At 71.6% G+C, this 18,372-nt stretch carries 16 protein-coding genes; 5 read left to right on the top strand and 11 right to left on the bottom strand.

The window, feature by feature from the left end; genetic code table 11:
• Window positions 1-10 precede the first annotated feature (10 nt).
• On the bottom strand, window positions 11-769 hold the full coding sequence (locus tag VFB40_RS18295; RefSeq protein WP_324852244.1) for a bestrophin-like domain: 759 nt from the start codon (window positions 767-769) through the stop codon (window positions 11-13).
• Between the two features lie 323 nt (window positions 770-1,092).
• Here VFB40_RS18295 and VFB40_RS18290 point away from each other — a divergent pair, with 323 nt between their 5' ends.
• Window positions 1,093-1,545, top strand: coding sequence for a hypothetical protein (locus VFB40_RS18290; RefSeq protein ID WP_324852241.1), 453 nt, complete (start codon window positions 1,093-1,095; stop codon window positions 1,543-1,545).
• A 76-nt stretch (window positions 1,546-1,621) separates the two neighbouring features.
• Here the strand turns inward: VFB40_RS18290 and yczE are convergent, their stop codons facing one another.
• Both yczE and VFB40_RS18280 read right to left on the bottom strand, forming a co-directional pair.
• Window positions 1,622-2,344, bottom strand: a complete 723-nt coding sequence (yczE, locus tag VFB40_RS18285; protein ID WP_324852239.1) for a membrane protein YczE — start codon at window positions 2,342-2,344, stop codon at window positions 1,622-1,624.
• A gap of 20 nt (window positions 2,345-2,364) precedes the next feature.
• A complete protein-coding gene (locus VFB40_RS18280) occupies window positions 2,365-2,523 on the bottom strand; it encodes a hypothetical protein (protein WP_324852237.1) in 159 nt (52 codons plus the stop codon).
• 118 nt (window positions 2,524-2,641) lie between these two features.
• Here VFB40_RS18280 and yczR point away from each other — a divergent pair, with 118 nt between their 5' ends.
• Window positions 2,642-4,135: a MocR-like transcription factor YczR gene (yczR, locus tag VFB40_RS18275; protein ID WP_324852235.1), complete on the top strand. Its 1,494-nt coding sequence runs from the start codon at window positions 2,642-2,644 to the stop codon at window positions 4,133-4,135.
• Between the two features lie 195 nt (window positions 4,136-4,330).
• Window positions 4,331-5,890: a carbohydrate binding domain-containing protein gene (locus VFB40_RS18270; protein ID WP_324852233.1), complete on the top strand. Its 1,560-nt coding sequence runs from the start codon at window positions 4,331-4,333 to the stop codon at window positions 5,888-5,890.
• A gap of 246 nt (window positions 5,891-6,136) precedes the next feature.
• Here VFB40_RS18270 and VFB40_RS18265 read toward each other — a convergent pair whose 3' ends face one another.
• Window positions 6,137-6,991 carry an SAM-dependent methyltransferase gene (locus VFB40_RS18265; RefSeq protein ID WP_324852231.1) on the bottom strand — a complete coding sequence of 285 codons (855 nt, stop codon included), beginning with the start codon at window positions 6,989-6,991 and terminating at the stop codon, window positions 6,137-6,139.
• A 111-nt stretch (window positions 6,992-7,102) separates the two neighbouring features.
• On the opposite strand from VFB40_RS18265, the gene VFB40_RS18260 reads away from it, so the two are divergent.
• Together VFB40_RS18260 and VFB40_RS18255 are read left to right on the top strand one after the other, a co-directional pair.
• Window positions 7,103-7,981: a Sco1979 family transcriptional regulator gene (locus tag VFB40_RS18260; protein ID WP_324852229.1), complete on the top strand. Its 879-nt coding sequence runs from the start codon at window positions 7,103-7,105 to the stop codon at window positions 7,979-7,981.
• Window positions 7,982-8,256: 275 nt separating this feature from the next.
• Window positions 8,257-8,502, top strand: a complete 246-nt coding sequence (locus VFB40_RS18255) for a DUF397 domain-containing protein (RefSeq protein ID WP_324852227.1) — start codon at window positions 8,257-8,259, stop codon at window positions 8,500-8,502.
• 207 nt (window positions 8,503-8,709) lie between these two features.
• Here VFB40_RS18255 and VFB40_RS18250 read toward each other — a convergent pair whose 3' ends face one another.
• The 7 genes from VFB40_RS18250 to VFB40_RS18220 form a co-directional block, all read right to left on the bottom strand.
• Window positions 8,710-9,615, bottom strand: coding sequence for an FHA domain-containing protein (locus tag VFB40_RS18250; RefSeq protein WP_324852225.1), 906 nt, complete (start codon window positions 9,613-9,615; stop codon window positions 8,710-8,712).
• A 47-nt stretch (window positions 9,616-9,662) separates the two neighbouring features.
• Window positions 9,663-10,979, bottom strand: coding sequence for a vWA domain-containing protein (locus VFB40_RS18245; RefSeq protein ID WP_324852223.1), 1,317 nt, complete (start codon window positions 10,977-10,979; stop codon window positions 9,663-9,665).
• Window positions 10,976-12,178, bottom strand: coding sequence for a protein phosphatase 2C domain-containing protein (locus VFB40_RS18240; RefSeq protein ID WP_324852220.1), 1,203 nt, complete (start codon window positions 12,176-12,178; stop codon window positions 10,976-10,978). The genes VFB40_RS18245 and VFB40_RS18240 overlap by 4 nt, the downstream gene beginning before the upstream one ends.
• On the bottom strand, window positions 12,175-14,799 hold the full coding sequence (locus VFB40_RS18235) for a serine/threonine-protein kinase (RefSeq protein WP_324852218.1): 2,625 nt from the start codon (window positions 14,797-14,799) through the stop codon (window positions 12,175-12,177). Before VFB40_RS18235 ends, VFB40_RS18240 begins: the two co-directional genes overlap by 4 nt.
• Window positions 14,796-16,058 (bottom strand): hypothetical protein, encoded by a 1,263-nt coding sequence (locus VFB40_RS18230; protein ID WP_324852216.1) that lies wholly within the window; start codon window positions 16,056-16,058, stop codon window positions 14,796-14,798. The genes VFB40_RS18235 and VFB40_RS18230 overlap by 4 nt, the downstream gene beginning before the upstream one ends.
• 1 nt (window position 16,059) lies before the next feature.
• Window positions 16,060-17,091 (bottom strand): glutamate ABC transporter substrate-binding protein, encoded by a 1,032-nt coding sequence (locus VFB40_RS18225; protein ID WP_324852214.1) that lies wholly within the window; start codon window positions 17,089-17,091, stop codon window positions 16,060-16,062.
• A gap of 38 nt (window positions 17,092-17,129) precedes the next feature.
• The coding region (locus VFB40_RS18220; protein WP_324852212.1) for a GlnX family signal transduction membrane protein at window positions 17,130-18,372 on the bottom strand (1,243 nt) is incomplete at its 5' end.

Genomic DNA, 18,372 nt, shown 5'->3' with positions numbered 1-18,372 from the left:
GGTTAGCGCCTCACGACGCCGTGGCAGCCAGCTGTTGCTGCACGGTCTGGAACGGCACCCGGGAGACCGCGAACGCCCCGTCGAACTCGCTCTGCAGGTCGATCACCAGCGCGAGCGCCGCGCCCACCACCACGATCGTGACCACGATACCGAGGACGCTCAGCGGCTCGGCGCGCGGGCCGAGCAGGAACGGAGTCAGCACGGTGGCGGCGCTGAGCAGCACGAGCGCGACGGTCAGGATGCCGGGATAGCTGCCGGCCAGCGACTTGCCGACCCGGTCGGCGCGGGCGGCGGAGAGGTCGTCGAGCACGGACAGCTCCTGATCCCGCAGCGTGGTCTGCTCGTCGAGCGAGAAGGCGGTGGCCAGGTAACCGCGCAGCCCGGTGATCGCGAACTCCGAGCCGCCGGTCGCGGCGAGGTCGGCGGGCGGCCATTCGCGGTCAAGCACGGCGGTGGTGTAGTCGGTGACCGCGCTGCGCAGCGCGTCCCGATCGGCCGCGGGGAGCCGCTGTCCGGCCCAGACCAGCTGGGTGAGGTCCTGGGCCTCGGTGCGCACGTCGGCGTTGATGTCGCCGAGGCGTTGCCAGAGCACGACGACGATGAAGGCGAGCAGCACCGTGTACATGGTGACCATGAACATCGCGACGTAGTCCGCGGCGGCCTCGGCCCGGCCGTGTTCGCCGCCGCGCGCGCGGATCCGCCGGCGCATCAGCACCGCCGCGGCGACCAGGACCGCGACGGCGCAGGCGGTGAGCAGGATGGTGATCATCCGAGCCGCCGCCGCACCGCGACCCGGTCCACCGGCCGCCCGGCTCGCGGGAGCCGCGCGCTCGGCCGCCGGAGCCTGAGGTGCTGAAGATCAGTCAGCATGAGTCCATCGAACGACGCCGCTGGCCTGACCGCACGTCAGAGCGGGCGAGCGGGCGATCCCCCGGCGGCTTGGCAACGCGTTTCGGTAACGGACTTTCCGGCCTCCGTCACGGACCGCGCGTCACGGTTCCGCGCGCATCGCATTGCCGCTAGCCTGACTCGACTTTTCCGCCCGGAGCGAGCAGCCGCTCGGGCGGCGGCTAGTGAGGGGAAGCTGAAGCGATGAGCACTCTGCATGTCCACGTGGTCCACCCGCACATCGAGCACCGCAACGCGCACGGCCCGATCAAGGTCGCCGACCAGCACCCGACCGGCAACGCGATCGCCCGGTTCAACACCCGGCTGGCGCTCTTCATCACGAAGGTCGTCGGCAGCATGTGGTGCGCTTACGCCTTCGCGCTGTTCGACCTGATCAGCCTGCCCGCGGCGATCAACGCCGGCACCGCGGCGATCATCTCCTGGATCGCGCAGACCTTCCTGCAGCTGGTGCTGCTGTCGGTCATCATGGTCGGCCAGAACGTCCAGGCGGACGCCGCGGACAAGCGCTCGGAGGCGACGTTCAAGGACGCCGAGGCGCTGCTGCACGGCCAGGAGCAGATCGCCGCGCACCTGGCGGCCCAGGACAGCGTGCTGCGGCAGGTGGCGGCCAAGTTCGACATCCAGATCGAGTGCTGAACGAGTGCTGATCCGGCCCCCGCGCCGGGTCAGCAAGGAGGAGAACGCAATCGGGATCGGATCGGAGCGGAGCGGACTAGCCGATGCCGGAGCAGGTCTGGGGCGTTGGCGCGGCGGATACGAGTGTCGGTGCGGGTGCGAGCGTTGGCGCCGACGGCGATGTGAGAACCAGGACTGGCGTAGGCGTACGTGCCGGTGCCGGCCTCGCCGATCCGCGGGCGAACCACGGGATCGTCACGTGCACCAGCGGACCGATGCCGAGGGCGTAGATCAGCGTGCCGGCGCCGACGTTGCCGCCGAGCAGCCAGCCCACCGCCAACACGGACAGCTCGATGCCGGTACGCACGACGCGGATCGAACGGCCGCGCGCGGCCAGGCCGGTGGTCAGGCCGTCGCGTGGTCCCGCGCCGAGCCCGGCGCCGATGTAGAGCCCGGTGGCGACCCCGTTGAGCAGGACGCCCGCGACGAACACGGCCCAGCGCAGCCAGAGGGCGTGCGGAGCGGGCATCGTCGCGAGCAGCAGGTCGACGACTGCGCCGATCACGACGATGTTGGCGACGGTGCCGAGGCCGGGCCGCTGGCGTAGCGGGATCCACAGCATCAGCACCACGCCGCCGACGATGATCAGCACCGTGCCGACCTGGATGCCGGTGATGCGGGCCAACCCGGTGTGGAAGACGTCCCAGGGGTCGACGCCGACCGCCGGGGCCAGCATCAGCGCCTCGCTGACGCCGTAGAGGAACAGGCCGGCGGCCAGTTGGAGCAGTCGCGCGGTGCGTTCGCGGCTCTTCGCATGCAAAGAAGGATGTTCGCGCGGAATCACGCGCGCGCACCCCGGCTGGACCGGCGCCACAGACGGGTGATCCGGCTCAGGTCGAACGGGTCGCTGATCCGCTCGGACCGCCCGGCGGCGAACTGGCGCTCCAGCTGGTCGGTGATCGCGGTGGACGCACTGGGCTGCTCGGTGCGGAACGACATGGCTGCTCTCCTGTCCCTCGTGAAAGCTGTGGCCAATCTTGAATCTGTGGCCTTCTGCTGCCATTCTGGTCGAAGATTGGACCGTTCCCCGATAGCCAATTTGAAGAAGGTGGCCTGATTGGCAGCGCCGACCACCACGATCGGAGCGCACCAGCTCGCGCAGCGGCTCGGGCCCTGGCGCAGCGCGGACGGCGCGGAGCAGGGCCGCGCCGCGGGCCGGGCCAGGCCGCTTCAGGCGGCGCTCGCGGAACGGATCACCGGGCTGGTATTGGACGGTCGGCTGGCCCTGGGCACCCGCCTTCCGGCCGAGCGTTCGCTGAGCGAGGCCCTCGGAGTCAGCAGGACCACGGTCACGGCCGCGTACTCGCTGCTGCGCGAGAGCGGTTTCGCGATCAGCCGGCAGGGCTCTGGCAGCTACGTCTCGCTGCCGGACGGCGCGGCGGCGCGCACCAGCGGCGGCTGGCTGGCCGCCGGCCAGGACGGTGACGTGATCGACCTGATGTGCGCGGCGCCGCTCGCCCCGCTGCCCGTACTCCAGTCCGCGCTGCGGACCGCGGCCGAGCAGATGCCGGCGTACTCCGGCGCCGGTGGGTACGTCCCCTATGGACTGGACATCCTGCGCGAGGCCATCGCCGACCACTACACCGCCCGCGGACTGCCCACCTCGCGGGACCAGATCCTGGTGACCAACGGAGCCCAGGGCGCGATCACGCTGGTCGCGCGGCTGCTGTGCCGGGCCGGCGACCGGGTGCTGGTGGAGAGCCCGACCTATCCGAACGCGCTGGACACCTTCCGCAACGCGCAGGCCCGGCCGATGCCGGTCCCCCTGGAGGACGGCGGCTGGGTGCCCGGCAGCTACGAGAACGCGCTGGCCCAGCTGCGGCCCCGCCTCGCGTATCTGGTCCCGCACTTCCAGAACCCGACCGGGCACCTGATGGACCCGGACGCCCAGGCCTCGATCGCGCGCTCGGCCAGGCTGGCCGGATCCTGGCTGCTGGCCGACGAGACGATTACCGAGGCGGCGCTGGACGTGCCGGTCCCGCCGCCGTACGCGGCCACGATCCGGCCCGTCGACGCCGAGGCGGTGCTGGTCTGCGGCTCGATGGCCAAGTCCTTCTGGGGCGGGCTGCGGATCGGCTGGCTGCGCGGCCCGGTGCGGATCGTGCACGAGCTGGCGGCGGCGCGCGCCGCGATGGACCTGGCCTCCCCGATCCTGGACCAGGTGGCCGCGGCCGCGGTGCTGCGCGGGGACCAGGGCTACCTGGACGAACACCGGCGCGCCTGGCGCGAGCAACGCGCGGTGCTGATGCAGGCCGTCACGGAGACCTTCCCGACCTGGACCTTCCGGGAGCCGGAGGGCGGACTGTGCCTGTGGTTGCGGATGGACCGCGAGGAGGCGACGGCGCTTTCGCAGCGCGCGCAGACGCACGGCGTCCTACTGCACGCCGGACCGAGATTCGGCGCCGACGCCGGGACCTTCGAGCGATACGTGCGCCTGCCGTACGTGCAGCCGCCGGAGCTGCTGCGCGAGGCGGTGCGCCGGCTGGCGCTGGCCCGCGCGCTGCCCGGTCCGCGGCACGCCTCGGACCACCGGGCGGATCTCGTGGCCTGATGCGCCGGGCACCTGTCCAGCTGAGCGGGACAGTCGCGCGGCGCGTCGTAAATTGGTCCAGACCACAACCTTGACAGAAGCGAGTGGTCTGGACCACAGTGCACAGCAGTTGCTCCCTCCGGTACGGCGACCCGGACCAGCACGGCCCCACTCTGCCGCGCGGCCTTCCGCCGACCGAAGACAAGGAGCGCCTCCGTGCGTCCGCCCCGCATCGTCGTCCGCCCGCCGAAGCGCCTGGGCGCCGCGGCCCTAGCCCTGGCCCTGACGGCCGGGGGCGTCGGGGTCGCCGCGTTCCTCGCCGTTCCGGCCGGCGCGGCGACCACCAACCTGCTGACCAACTCAGGCTTCGAGTCCGGCGACCTGACCGGCTGGAGCTGCGACGCCGGCACCGGCTCGGTGGTCTCCTCCCCCGTCCACTCCGGCGCGCACGCGCTGGCCGGCGCCGCCACCTCGTCCGATAACGCGCAGTGCACGCAGACCGTCTCGGTGCTGCCGAACACCAGCTACACGCTGTCCGGCTACGTCGAGGGCGCCTACGTCTACCTCGGGATCACCGGCGGCGCCTCGAACTGGACGCCGTCGGCGACATCGTGGCAGCAGCTGTCCACCACGTTCACCACCGCGGCGAGCCAGACCAGCGTGCAAGTGTTCGTACACGGCTGGTACGCGCAGGGCACGTACTACGCCGACGACCTGGCGCTGAACGGCCCGGGCGGCACCGGATCGCCGTCGCCCTCGGCCTCCGCGACCGGCGGCTCGCCCTCGCCGTCCCCGTCCGCGTCACCCTCGCACAGCCCCAGCACGTCGCCCTCGCCCTCGGCCTCCCCGACCGGTTCCGTGACGCCGCCCAGCGGCGGCCCCTTCACGCACCCGGTGTACTTCATGCCGGTCGACAACAACCCGGCCTCGATCTCCTCGATCATCAGCGGCTCCGGCGAGACCGAGTTCAACCTGGCCTTCGTGCTGGACTCCGGCGGCTGCACGCCCGCCTGGGACGGCAACTCCGCGATGCCGGTGTCCTCGGACACGACGGTGGCCGCGGACATCAACGCGATCCGCGCGGCCGGCGGCGACGCCGCAGTCTCCTTCGGCGGCTACAACGGCACCGAGCTCGGATCGACCTGCGGCTCGGCCTCCGCGCTCGCCAACGCCTACCAGCAGGTGATCACCAAATACAAGCTGGACCGGGTCGACTTCGACTACGAGAACACCGCGCTGGACTCGAACACGGCGGTCCGCTTCGGCGCGATCAAGATTCTCGAGGCGAATAATCCGAGCTTGAAGGTCTCGCTGACGATCCCGATGACGACGATCGGCTTCCCGGGCAGCGGCACCGACGAGATCCGGCAGGCGATCGCGAACGGCGCCCGGCTCGACGTGATCAACATCATGGACTTCGACACCGGCCTGACCTCCGGCACCGAGGTCGGGCAGACCGAGGCGATCGCCGACGACGCGGTGGGTCAGCTGGAGGGCATCTACGGCTGGAGCGCGGCGCAGGCCTGGGCGCACCTGGGCTTCCAGCTCATGAACGGCCACACGGATCAGCCCTCTGAGCTGTTCACCCAGTCCGACTTCAGCACGCTGCTCGGCTTCGCGCAGGCCAACCACCCGGCCTGGTTCTCGTTCTGGTCGGTCAACCGGGACTTCCAGTGCCCGGCCGGCGTGGTCGAGCCCTGGGCGCCGGGAACCTGCTCCAACATCACCCAGAACCCGTACGACTTCACCAAGACCATCGTCAAGTACGCAGGCTGACACAGCCGGGCCCCGGCTGCCGGGTCCCGGATCCCGCTGCGCCCTGCGACGCCGCCGCCCGAACCGGTCGGCCCTGATCGGCTCGCGCCGGAGCCGGTCAGGTCCCGCCGGTTCGGGCGGCGGCGTCGCAGGGTCCTTCGCTCTTCAGGATCCTTCGGTATTCGGTGTCCTGGTTGGGATCCGGCCGCTCGAAGACGCGCCGCCTGAGCGTTTCGGCGTTTCGTTCGAAGCGGTCCTGCCTCGCGCTCAGGGCTTGCGGCCGACCGCTCCGGCGATGCAGTTCTGCACCTGGTTGAGCGGCTTGAGCCGCGGGCCGTCCGGCCACCAGTCGGCGCACAGGGTCAGGCCGGGCTCGACCAGCTCGAGACCGTCGAACAGCTCCAGCAGCTCGGCGCGGGTGCGGAAGGTGCCCGAGCCCATCATGCTGTGCAGGAACATCTCCTCCATCTTGCGGGCCACCGGGCTGTACTCGTTCTCCGGGTCGAAGAAGTGGCTGATCGCCACGTACGAGCCGGAGGGCAGCGCGTCGATGTACTCGCGCATGATCTGCGCCGGGCGCTCGCGCGGGCCGTTGTAGTGGTGCAGCGTGCCCATCTGGAGGAAGACCAGCGGGCTGGAGAAGTCGATGCGGGCGCGGATCTCCTCGTTGCCCAGCACCTCGGCCGGGTTGAAGATGTCCGCGGAGACCAGGTGCGTGCGCTCGTTCTCCTCCAGCAGCGCGCGGCCGTGGGCGAGCACCACCGGGTCGTTGTCGATGTAGACGACCGAGGCATCCGGGTTGGTCCGCTGCACGACCTGGTGCACGTTCTCCGCGGTCGGCAGGCCGGAGCCGCAGTCGAGGAACTGGTCGATCCCGGTCTGGGTGGCCAGGAACCGGCACACCCGGATCAGGAAGCCGCGGTTCTCGAAGGCCAGGTCGACCGCCTCCGGGGCCGCCTTCTGCACACCGCGCAGCACGTTGCGGTCCACCTCGTAGTTGTCCTTCCCGTTGAGGAAGGCGTCGTAGACACGTGCGATGCTGGCTCTTGTGGGGTCGACACCGACCGGCACGGAGCGCTCGGAGGCGGTGGCACTTGACTGCGCGGAGGCGTTATCGGTCATTGCGTTCTCCCGGTTCGTTTGCACAACCAGAAAGCTGACGGCGCTTAACTTAGCGTAAGGAGTCGTAATAACATCGTAAGCGTACCCGGGCAGTTTCGAGGGAGGGTCCTGATGGGCATGATCGACGACCGAAGGAGCGAGGCCGCTACCGGCCCGACCGTTCGTCGGCTCATCCTGGGCACGCAGCTGCGCCGGCTGCGCGAGCGGGCCGAGATCACCCGCGCGTCGGCCGCGTACAGCATCCGCGGCTCGGAGTCGAAGCTCAGCCGCATGGAGAGCGGCCGCGTCGGCTTCAAGGAGCGCGACGTGGCGGACCTGCTCACGCTGTACGGCGTCACGGACGACGAGGAGCGCCGGAAGGTGCTCACCCTCGTCGAACAGTCGAACGTGCAGGGCTGGTGGCACGCCTACTCCGACCTGATGCCGAAGTGGTTCGAGGACTACGTCGGCCTCGAGGAGTCGGCGTCGCAGATCAAGGCGTACGAGAACCAGTTCGTCCCGGGCCTGCTGCAGACGGAGGACTACGCGCTGGCGATCGCGAGCCGCGGCCGCCCGGAGAACGCGGACCGCGACACCGAACGCAAAGTGCATTTGCGCATGCAGCGGCAAAAGGTGTTGCTGGGCCAGTCCGCGCCGAAGCTGTGGGTGGTCATCGACGAGTCAGTGCTCTACCGCAGGATCGGCGGCGCGCGGGTGCTGCGCGCCCAGCTGGACCATCTGCTGGAGATGACCACGCTGCCGAACATCAGCTTGCAGGTCGTGCCGTACCAGACCAGCGGCTACGGCGCGGAGGGCCCGTTCACGCTGCTGCGTTTCGGCGAGCAGGAGCTGTCCGACATCGTGTACGTCGAGCACCTCGCGGGCGCGCTGTACCTGGAGAAACCCGAGGAGATCGAGATCTACAGCCGCGCGCTCGACCGCCTGGCCGTGGAGGCGGAGACCCCGGCGCGCACCCGGCAGACACTGCTCAAGGCGCGCGAGGACATCTGAATCCGGGCACATTCGTTCACCTCCGGGCGTGCTTGACGCAATAGCCTGATACGCCCGAAGGCCCGCTGACGCCGCGTGCGCGGCGTCCTTGCGCCCTCGATTCCGCGTTGCGGCGCGGTGCCGGGCCGGCTTCGCGCCACGGTCCGCAATGGCCTGATTCTCAGATCTTCGTATGCAATCCGATCCGACGGTGCTACGTTGCGTGAGTGCCCCCAATGCACATGCAAGTGACTCATGCAGACGGACCGTGCAAGCCGGTCGGAGAGTGAGAGGTCATGACAGGCGAGACCACGAAGTTCGACAACGGCGTCTCGGCCGATGCGCTGGTCGGAGCCGCCTGGCGCAAGAGCAGCCACAGCGGTTACAACGGCAACTGCGTCGAGGTCGCGCCGCTGGCCGACGGAAACGTCGCGATGCGCAACTCCCGCGACCCGCACGGGCCGGCGCTGATCTACACCCGCGCCGAGATCGCCGCGTTCCTGGCCGGGATCAAGGACGGCGAGTTCGACGACGTGCTCTGATTCACCGTGCCCCGCGACGGGGCGCGTCTTCCGGTTCGCGGGGCGCCGGCGCCCCGCGAGCGGGCGCGTGGGACGCCGCCCGGTCCGTGCGGGGACCGGGCGGCGTTTGCATGGTCGCTCGCATATGCGGACGCAACCGGAATGTGCACGAACCGCGCGGCTATATGCGTGCCCTGCTTCCGCGGCGGACGCTCCGGGCCGACCGGATCAGGCCTCTTCGAGGGTGAGCGTGGTCCACACCCCGACGTGGATCCGGTCCCCTGGCTTGACCGGGACCTCGGTCTCGACCGGCACCGGCTGCTCGGCGCCGTTGAGCCTGGTGCCGTTCGCGGAGCCCAGGTCGACCAGCCGCCAGCCGCCGTCCGCGCCGCGCGAGAGCTGGGCGTGCAGGTGCGAGACCGCCGGGTCGAGCGGCGGCCCGGTCAGGTCGATCTCCACCGCGATGCCGCGGCTGGCCGAGGCGCGCCCGATCCTGACCAGGTCGGCGTCGAGGGCGAAGCGGCGCTCGCCGGGGTACTTCGGGAACGGGAATTCGGACTCGATGATGTCGCCGCGCTCGACCTGCGCCGCGTAGTACTCGCGGTCCGCCGTGACGACGACGGCCAGCGGCTGCGCGCTCAAGGGCGCCGCGGGAGGCTGGCTCGCGCTCCCGGCGACGCCGCCGTCCGCGCCGAAGCCCTCGCCGACGGCCGCATCCGGGCTTGGCGCGACAGGCGGCGCCTCCGGCTCCGGCTCCGGCGCACCGCCGCCGGGACCGGCCGGCTGCGGATCAGGGAGCTGCGGCGCGGCGGCCTCGGCGCCTCTCGGCGCGTGGCCGTTCAGTTCCGGACCCGCCTGCGTCTGGGCCGCGCCGGTCGCGGCCGGCACGGACGGGAGCAGCTCGGCCAGCTCGTAGTCGAACCCGCATTCCTCGCAGAACCGGCCGCCGCGCTCCGCCCCGCAGTTCGGGCAGGAGCCGCCGGAGCCGGATCCGGCCGCGCCCGGCTCCGCGCCGAGCAGGGCGGTGCTCTCCAACAGCGCGGCGGGCGTGACTGGTGAGCCGCCCATCACCGCGCCACAGGTGTCGCAGTAGTCGCTGGTCTGCGATTCGTGCCCGGCCGGACACCGCGCCATCGGACCTCCCCGGTGCTTGCTGTTCTCGTTGACCGCCCCGACGCCGGTCAGCCCTGGTTGTTGCCCTTGCCCACCCGCACTGTCTTGCTCGACCGGGTGTCCAGGGCCATCTCGTCGGCGTCGTTGACCCGCGCCTTGAGCCGCACGGTGCCGGTCGCCGGGTCCTCCACGTCGACCACCTTGGCCAGCAGCCTCGTGGTGTCGTCGTTGCCGGAGGCCGCCGCGAGCTGGACCGCGCGGCCGAGCTTGGCCGTGGCCGTGTCGTAGTCGCCGTTCTTGCGCGCCTCCAGGCCCGCCTGGATCGCGTCGGCGAGTTCGGCCTGCCCGGTGTAGTGCGCGACCTGGCGGTTCATCTTGGTGGAAAGCGCCGCGTCGTCGGTCCACACCGCGCGCACCAGGCCCTGGCCGAGCACCTGCGCCTGGCCCGAGCCGTCGATCGACACCAGCGAGGCGCGCGCGGCCAGCATCTCGTCGCCGACGGATCCCGGCCGCACGGTCACACAGACGTGGTAGTCGCGCGACTCCGCGCCCCACGCCCCGGTCGGGTAGTCCCCGGCCAGCGGCCCGGTCTGCAGGCGGCGGCCGCTCAGGTCGACGACGTTCGGCGCGACCTGCTTGACGAACTTTATCGTCGAGCCCTGCGGCGACCACAGGCGCAGCCGCACGTCGGCCACGGCCTTGCCCATCGCGCCCTCGATCATCGCGCGGAAGTCGTCGGCGAGGTTCATCGGATCGGCCACGATGTCCACGCTGCCGAGCAGGCCGCCGGCGATCCGGCGCAGCTCCGCGACGACCCAGTCGGTGCCGATGCCGCGGCAGTCGCAGGTGAACCGGCCCTCGCAGCGCGCGATCGCCATGTCGAGGTCGTCCGGGCTCTCGTGCTCGTCCTTGCCGTCGGTGAGCAGGATCGCGTGCCGGATCGCGCTCTCGTGCCCGGTGAACAGCCGGTCGGCGAGCGAGAGCCACTGGCTGATCGCGGTGCCGCCGCCGGCGGTGAGCCGGTCCACGGCGGCCTTCGCCGCGGCGCGGGTCCCGGCGTCGGCCGGCACCAGGTACTCGGTGGTGGGGAAGACCATCCGCGCCACGTGCGTCCCGGCGACCACCGCGAACGGGACGCCCTCGCGGATCGCGTCGATCGCGGCCTTGGTGGCCTGGCGCGCGGCGGACATCTTGGCGCTGGGATAGTCCATCGAACCGGAGCAGTCCACCATGATCACCTGGGCGGCGCGGGCACCGCTGCTCGGCCCGGCGACCGCGCCGGTGGAGGTCACCGTCACGATCGCGTTGACCTCGCCGGCGCCCTCGGGCAGGAACTCGTTCTGGTAGACGCTCACGGTGAACTGCGGCAGGGTCGGCGTGCTCACGGTTCGATCCCCTCGTCGGACGGCGCGGTTCCGTTGCTGGACGCGATGTCGGTGGACGCGCTGTCGGTGGACACGATCTCAGCGGTCTCGGTCAGCGGCGGCAGCTGGAGCGTCGGCGCGGCGGCCGCAACGGCGGCTGCGGGCGGCGCGATCGGCGGGTAATAGGCCAGCACCGTGGTGATGTTGTCCTGCCCGCCGCTGTTGAGCGCGACCGCGGTCAGCGACGCCGAGGCCGCGGCCAGCCCGTTCCAGCCCTCACCCGCCAGGCTCGCCAGGTCGGCCGCGTCCCACACGTAGTTCCACAGCCCGTCGCTGCAGGCGAGCACCAGGCCGGGGCCCTGCGGTGCGAAGTCCCGCACGTGCGGCGGCTCCGGCGGGGCCTCCGGGCCCAGCCAGCGCAGGATCGCGTGGGCGTGCGGGGCCTTGTACGCCTCGGCCTCGTTCACCGCTCCCCCGGCGATCAGCTGCCCGGCCCAGGTGTCGTCGTCGGTGAGCCGGCGCGAGGTGCCGCCGTCCGCCGCGAGCCAGTAGACGCGGCTGTCGCCGACCCAGCCGACCGTCACCCGGCCTCGTTCGACGACGGCGGTGGCGATCGTGCACGAGGGGGCGTCCGAGCGGTCCCGGTATTCCTCCGCGAGGCCGGCGACCGCCCGCTGCGCGGTCTCGATCGCGGCGCTCGTGGACGCGGGCGCGGGTTCGCCGTGGCGCAGCGCGCGCACCAGGTAGTCCAGGGTGGTGTTCGCCGCCAGCTGGGAGGCGCGCTGCGGATCGACGGAGCTGGACACGCCGTCGCAGACCACGACGACGCTCGCCGGGTACTCGGTGCCCTCGCCGATCACCGCGAAGGCCATCGAGTCCTCGTTGCGGCTGTGCCGCAGCCCCCGGTCGCTCACCCCGGCCACGACGCCCAGGTCGCGCTCCCAGTGGTCGCGCGGGGAGGGGGCGAGCCTGCCGCAGTTGTCGCAGTAGCCGTCGGTGAACGCGGTGCCGCCGCAGTCGGAGCACGGCAGCGCAGCGCCTCCCGGCGGGGCGCTGCGCCGCACCAGGAGGTCGGCGCCGCACTCCTCGCAGTAGCCGTCGCTCGGCAGCACCTGTGCGCCGCAGGCGGTGCACGCGCGGGTATCCGGCGGCGCGGGCGGCGGCTCCTGGGTCTGCGGGTTGCCCGACACCGGGTTCCCCGGCTGTTCGGCCCCGGTCATAGCACGGTCCTGGGTCGCAGCGCGTTGGCCTGATCCACCAGTTCGATCCGGCTCCTTCGGTCGGGGGCCATGCGGGCGCGCGCCCGGTAGGACCGCTCCAGGGCGAGACGCACTTCACGCTCGGTCAGGTCGGCGTCGAACACCCGGCCCTGCGCGATGTTGCGCGCGACGGCGGAGGTCGTCGGGTGCGCCACGAGCCAGCTGAGCGCGCCGATCAGCACCTGGCACACCATCGACTCGTGCGCCTCGCCGTCCAGGCCGAGCGCGGCCACGCGGGTGCTCAGCTCGTGCAGCTCCGCGGGCGCCACCCAGTCGGCGAAGCCGGGCGAGGCGAGGCGGGTGGTGATCGCCTGGATCTCGGCCGCGGTGCGATGGATCGAGGACTCGGGCACCTGGCCGAGCACCTCGACCGCGCCCGCGTAGTCCTTCTGCTCCGCGCGCAGCCGGGCGATCGCGAAGGCGGCCGTCGCGTAGGACCGGTCCACGGCCCAGACCAGCTGGTAGTAGCGCAGCGCGACATCCGGCGAGCCGGTGAGCTCGGCGGCGGCGGCCAGGGCCAGCTTGGGCGCCAGTTCGCCGGGCAGCTCGTCGTAGCAGGCCTCGAAGTAGGCGCGCGCCTCGGCGCCGTCCTCCCGGGTCAACGCCAGCAGGCCGCGGTACCACTGCACCCGCCAGTCGTAAGGGTCCTGCTCCTGCAGCAGGTCGAGCCAGCCGACCGCCTCGCGGTGCCGGCCGTCCTCGATCTCGGCGCGCACCAGCCGGAAGTACACCTCGGTGGACGGGTTCGGCAGGTTGTTGAGGGTGTTGACGATCTGCTTCGGGCTGCCGCCGAGGGTGGCCAGGGCGCCGGCGTTCGGGTCGGTCGGGTCGACGGTCGGGATCGGCAGCGCGGAGGCGAACTGCCTGCCGTCCGGCCGCGTCAGGTCGGTGCCGACGGCCAGCCGCTCGCCGGTGAACAGGGTGGAGGGGGCCGGGCGCGGTACTCCGTCACCGAGCGCGAGCACCTCGCGCAGCACCCCGGTGAGCTGGACGGCCATCTCGGCGGCTGAGGAGAAGCGCCGCTCGCGCTGGGCGTGCGTGGCGCGGCGCAGGGTTCGGTCGAAGGACTCGTACTTGGCCAGCACCGGCACCGAGTCGCGGGGCGGCAGCGTGGTCGCGTAGGTGGAGGTGAAGCCCTTGAAGTCGAAGGAGAGCACGGCCATCATCCGGCCCACGGTGAACAGGTCGGACTCGACCGACGGGCCGTGCTCCGCGATCTCCGGGGCCTGATAGCCGACGGTGCCGTAGACCGCGGAGTCCTCGTCGTCGAAGGCGCGCACCGCGCCCATGTCGATCAGCTTGAGCTGCTCCTCGGACTGGATCACGTTGTCCGGCTTGAAGTCGCAGTAGAGCAGCCCGATCGAGTGCAGGTACCCGAAAGCGGGCAGGATCTCGACGGCGTAGGCCAGCACCTGCTCGAGCGGCAGCGGCTTGCCGCCGTGCTCGGCCTTGTAGTCCAGCGCGATCTGCTTGAGCGACTTGCCGCCGACGTACTCCATGACGATGTAGTCGTCGAGCTGGTGGCGCACGAAGTTGTAGATCTTGACCACGTTCGGGTGCTCGACCTCGGCGAGGAACTGGCGCTCGGCGACGGCCGCGGCCATCGCGTCGGCGTCGCCGGTGTCCAGCAGGCCTTTGAGGGCGACCCAGCGCCCTGAGACGTTGTTGTCGGTGGCCAGGTAGATCCAGCCGAGGCCGCCGTGCGCGAGGCAGCCGAGCACCTCGTACTGGCCGCCGATCAGGTCGCCCGCGGCGAGCTTGGGGTTGAAGTCGTAGCTGCCGCCGCATTTGGCACAGTAGCCGCTGGTGCGCCCGGGGCGTCCCTCGCGGGAGCGGCCGACCTTCTCGCCGCACTTGGAGCAGAACCGCTTGTGCTCGGGCACCTGCGGGTCGGAGAGCACGGCCTCGCTCGGGTCGCGGTACTCGACCTGCGGGATCTCGACCAGCCCGAGCCCGAGGCCGCCGCGTCCGGTGGACCGCGAGCCGTGCGTCGAGCCGGTGCGGGAGGAGGCGGTGCGCGCGGAGACCGCGGAGCCGCGGGCCCGGCCGGAGGAGGTGCGGCTGGAACCGGTGCGGCTGGATACCGCCGAGCCGCGGACCGAGCCGGTGCGCGCTGAGGCGGTGTTCCCGGATGCTGTGCCGTTCCCAGTAGCAGGGCCGTTCCCAGAAGCAGGGCCGTTCCCGGAAGCGGGGCTCGATGTTCCGCCGTTCGGCGCGGCGCCGTGCCGGCCACCGGACCCGGTACGCGAACCCGGGAGCGGCCCGCCGGTTCCCGGGCCCGGGCCGGCGATCGCTTCCACCGCCGTCGCAGGGTCCTTAGCGGACGCGGCCATGCCGCAGGTGTCGCAGTATCCGTCTTCGATCATGCCGTCGCAGCCTGGCCGCCCGCAGAGCACCGGGCCGGACCCGGCGGATATACCGCTCGGCACCGCGCTGGGACCCTGAACGCCGACGCCGAAGGCGCCGGATCCCGCGCCGGCGGCGGCGACCGCCGGCGACTTCTGCGCCAGCCCGCAGGTGTCGCAGTATCCGTCCTCGATGATCCCCGCGCAGCCGGGCCGGCCGCACCTGACCCCGTTCACGCTCGCACCCCTCCCCCACGGCCGGGCTGGTCGAGCGCCAGCACCGCCTTCTGGTACACCGCCAGCGCCCGAGTGGACGCCGCCAGGTCGCACGGCTTGGACCACAGCAGATCGCGGGCCTGGAGGTAGAGCGCCTCCAGCCGCGGTTCCTCCGCAGCACCCGATCTTGCCGCGCGCACCCGGTACGCCGCCAGTCTTCCGCGCAGTTCCTCGCGGCGTTCCAGCAGTCCGGCCACCGCCTGGTGCACCCGGTTGGCCGCGTTCAGCGCGTTGTCCAGCGCGGTCTCCAGCGCCGCAGCCTCATCGGCGAGCCGCCGCCACAGGCCGCGGTCGCGCAATTCGGCCAGCGCGGCCAGCCGGGCGCGCAGCGCGGGCACCTGGGTGGTGGGCGCGGGCAGCGCGCCGACGAGGATCTTCTCCCGCGCGGCGCGCTCGGCGGAGCGCTGGGCGTCCTCCACGTCGGCGATCCGGTCGATCAGCCGGGACAGCTGCGCGGTCCGCCGCTCGAAGTCGGCGCGCAGATCGGCGGCCCCGGTGGCGGCTGCCGCGACCGACTCTACGTCCTGCCGGATCCGCTGCAGCCTGTCGGGAAAGGCCGAGCCCGGCGCGGCGACCCCGATCGGGTCCGCGAAGACCTCGCGGCGCAGCTTGGCGTACTCGTCCCCGATCCCGGCCAGCGCGGTCGCCAGGGTGCGGTCCTCGAGCTGCCGCACCACGGCCGCGACCTGCTTGATCCGCTCCTGGACCGGGTCGGCCTGCTGGAAGAGCCGGTTCCAGGTGGTGTCTGCGGCGGTCACGAAGTCCGCGGCGAGCTGGAAGTCGGTGTTCATCCGGTGCAGCGTCTCGGCCAGGGTCGCGGTCTCGCTGACGGTGGCCGGGCCGAGCAGGGTGCGCTCGGAGAGGGCCAGGTGCTTGGTGGACAGCGTGATCGACTTGCCGCGCAGCAGCTCGGCGATCGCGTTCAGGTCCTCGGGGCGCGGCTTGGCCCTGCGCCCGCGGATCTCGCCGGCCCGGCTGAGCACGTCCTGGTAGGCGGTGTAGTCGTCCCAGAGCCCCGCGATCCGGGCGGCGGTCCGCTGCCAGCGCTGCGCGGTCACCCCGGTCAGCGGGGCGCTGTCGAGCAGCTTGTAGCCGGGGTGGTCGGCCAGCGCGAGCAGCGCGTCGGCGACCCGGGCCGCGTCCTGGCCGAGCCGCGCGAGCTCCGCGTCGACGGCCTCGCGGGTCGGCGGGCCGAATGCGGGGAAGACCATGGCCACCACGTTAGTCAGCGTATTGTGCAGCGGGCGGTTGTTGCGGCCCGAGGACCGATCCCAGCGAATTCTGGTAGATCTTCTGCCACTGGCCGTTGCCGCGGATCGTCTCCAGCACACCGTTGACGAAGCGGATCAGGCCGGTGTTCCCAGGCGAGACCGCGATGCCGTACGGCTCGGGCTCGACCCGGTCGCCGACCACTGCGGTGTTGGGGTCCTGCTGCGCGAGACCGGCCAGGATGGTGTCGTCGGTGGAGATCGCGTCCACCTGGCCCTGCTGCAGCGCGACGAGGCAATCAGTCAGATTGGTCACCCCGTAGGGGATCGGGTGCGACTTGTACATCATGAGCGTCTGGATCGAGGTCGAGCCGTTCTGGGCGCAGACCTTCTTGCCGCCGAGGTCGTCGAGGTTCCGGTAGCCGCTGTTCTTCAGCACGAGCAGGCGCTGGTAGGCGTTGTAGTAGACGCTGGAGAACTGGACCTGCTTCGAGCGGTCGCAGGTGATGGTGAAGGTGTCCACGACCATGTCGACGGCGCGCGCCGGGTCGTCGGTCTGCAGCGCGGTGATGCGCTCGGCGTTGGTGACGGCGCGGAACTGGATGTTCTTGGGGTCCTGATTGCCGAAGATCGCCTGCTCGACCTGCTTGGCGATCTCCACGTCGAAGCCGGTCTCGTTGCCGGAGGCGTCGAGGTAGCCGGTGAGGTACTCGTCCTGGGCGACTCCGACGATGAGCTTGCCGCGCTTCTTGATGTTGCTGACCGCGGCGCTGGACGCGTCGCCCGCGGTCGGATGGTAGGAGAGTGCGCTGGTGTTGCACTTGGGCGGTCCGGCGGTCGGTGCCGCAGACGGCGATCCGGTCACGACAGCCCCGGGCTGGGGCAGCGTGACTTTCGGCTGCGCGCCGACGGCGACCGTGCCTCCGCTGCACCCGGAGACGACGAGCGCCAGTGCCATTGTGCTCGCGGCGGCGGTGAGTAGCGTGGCCGCCCTCGACTTGCCGCGCAGGCGTGCGGCGTCGGCGCGCCGGCTCGTCGTCCCCATGGCCCGCTCCCCGTTTCCCCGTCTGATCATCGGCGCGTTCATCGGTACTCCGCCAGCCGCCGGTTGACGCCGTACGCGGCCGCGAGCGCCGCGAGCACGCCGCCGATCAAGCCGCCCCACAGGCCTCCGCTGAGCGACGATTCGGCGGCGTTGGCGTCGGAGGTGTATGTGGCCTGATCCGCGTTGAAGGTCTTGACCAGCGCCTTGTCCAGGTCCGCGGCGTCGGCGCTCGCCGTGTTCGGGCTCGCCTTCGTGTCGTGCCCGACGATCAGTTCGACCGCCGCGTAGTAGTCGCCGTTGTCGGAGGCGCTGCGCACGTTCGCCAGCTGCTGCTTGAGCTTGCTGTACAGCGCGGCCGCGTCGCCCTTCAGGGCCGCAGAGTCGACGTCGCCGAGGGCTTTGGCCTGGTTCTGGGCGTCGGTTCCGTTGTCCGCGCCGCGGTCGACCAGGGTGAGCGACTGGTAGGAGTCGGCCAGCGCGAGGCTGTCGCGGTCCCACAGCGTCGTGGCCACCTTGTCGAAGTCCGCCTGCGCGCGGTTCGCCGCGTTCCCGGCCGAGGAGGTCGCGACCAGGGACCAGATGACGACGAAGAGCGCGATCGTCGCGCCGACGACGATTCCGGAGTTGAAGCGCCGGCGGGTGCTGCGGGACAACTCGCGGCCGGCGAGGACCAGCACCACCGCCGCGAGCACTGCCGCCACGAGGATCCAGATCGGGAAGCCGGAGACGTCCGACTGCCCGGAGCGCTGCGCGGCCGATTCCTCGTCGGCGACGCTGCGCACCTCCTTGAGGATCTGTCCCTGCATCAGGTTCGAGGCCTCGTGCAGATACGCGCCGGAGACCGGGAAGCCGAGGCGGTTGTTGGCTTGCGCGGTCGCGATGTACCCCGTGTAGAGCGGCAGTTGGCCGGCCACGTTGCTCAGCAGCGCCGAGGCCGTGCTGTCTCCGGCCAGCTCGCGCGAGGCCGTCGAGAGCGCGGTGACCGCCTGGTTGATGTCGCTGTTGTAGAGATCGGTCAGCCGGGTCGGCGGCACCGGGCCGACCAGCAGCGCGGTCGCGGCGGTGGCATCCGCCTCGGCGAGCGCGTGGTAGAGCTCGTTGACATTCTGCACCAGCTTCTCGGAGGAGCCGGCCGCGTGTGTCTCCGAGGCCTGACGCGTGGCGAGCGTGGCGGCGCAGGTGCCGCCGATGGCGAGAAACGCCACCAGCGCGGCGATCAGCGCGGCCCAGAGCCGGGCCGGCGTGGTCAGCCGGCTGCGACTCTTGGGCGGACCGGAAGGG

Origin of the sequence: Actinocrinis sp., from assembly GCF_035650855.1 — a bacterium.
Classification (GTDB): Bacteria; Actinomycetota; Actinomycetes; order Streptomycetales; family Catenulisporaceae; genus Actinocrinis.
The sequence above is the reverse complement of the archived record's forward strand: the minus strand, read 5'-3'. Positions and strand labels throughout refer to the sequence as shown.